Annotated in this window: 1 pseudogene; it reads right to left on the bottom strand. The window is 68.6% G+C overall.

The features are described from left to right. Positions 1–29 precede the first annotated feature (29 nt). Positions 30–506: pseudogene (locus J7528_RS25670) on the bottom strand (family 43 glycosylhydrolase); the annotation flags it as partial. Positions 507–557 lie beyond the last annotated feature (51 nt).

Genomic DNA, 557 nt, shown 5'->3' with positions numbered 1-557 from the left:
GCTGAGGCGGCGCGAGGGTGTTGAAGGGGTTAGGTGGGGCGCAGATCAGGCGCGCTGCCGTCGTACCACGGCGTCTTGGGCACGCGCGGGGTCATCCAGCCCTTGCCCAGTTCGACGGTGTCGAACTCGTCGCGCCAGGTGAAGTTGCCGGTCATCGGCGCCTGGTCGACCGGTTTCTTCATGAACGACGGACCCGGCAACACGTACGGGATCTTCTCGCCATGCGGCAGGATCACCGGCCAGCCGTCCTTCCAGGTAACCGGCAGCACGAACGCCTCGCGGCCGGTGTTGTAGTGGTCCACGCCGTAGTTGCGGCTGGCCAGGAAGGTCGCCCACCAGCTGCCGTCCGGTCCCTGCACCAGGTCGGCATGGCCGGCGTTGGTGATCGGCAGCGGGCGGCCCGGGTCCAGGTCGCGCTGGGTCAGGATCGGGTTGTCCTTGTTCGGCTCGTAAGGACCCCACACGTTGCGGCTGCGCAGGACCACCTGCGAATGCTGCGGACCGGTGCCGCCCGCTGCCGATCACCAACGCCGGCCATGCCGACCTGGTGCAGGGAC

Source organism: Caulobacter sp. (genome assembly GCF_017744445.1).
In the GTDB taxonomy this organism is placed as follows: domain Bacteria; phylum Pseudomonadota; class Alphaproteobacteria; order Caulobacterales; family Caulobacteraceae; genus Caulobacter.
The sequence above is the reverse complement of the archived record's forward strand: the minus strand, read 5'-3'. Positions and strand labels throughout refer to the sequence as shown.